General features: G+C 70.1%; 1 pseudogene. It reads left to right on the top strand.

The window, feature by feature from the left end:
• Window positions 1-254: pseudogene (locus SB751_RS33045) on the top strand (microcin ABC transporter ATP-binding protein); the annotation flags it as partial.

Below are 254 nucleotides of genomic sequence, written 5' to 3'. Positions count from 1 at the left end.
CATCGCCCGCGCGCTGGTGATGGACCCCGAGATCCTGGTGGCCGACGAAGCCGTGTCGGCGCTGGACGTGTCGGTGCAGGCGCAGGTGCTGGAACTGCTCGAGCAGGTGCGCGAACGCACCGGCGTGGGCGTGCTGTTCATCACGCATGACCTGCGCGTGGCCGCGCAGATCTGCGACACCATCATGGTCATGCAGCGCGGCAAGGTCGTCGAGACCGGCGCCGCCCAGGCCGTGCTGACCGATCCCCGCCACG

It is taken from the genome of Cupriavidus sp. SIMBA_020 (assembly GCF_046535395.1).
GTDB classification, from domain to species: domain Bacteria; phylum Pseudomonadota; class Gammaproteobacteria; order Burkholderiales; family Burkholderiaceae; genus Cupriavidus; species Cupriavidus campinensis.
The sequence above is the reverse complement of the archived record's forward strand: the minus strand, read 5'-3'. Positions and strand labels throughout refer to the sequence as shown.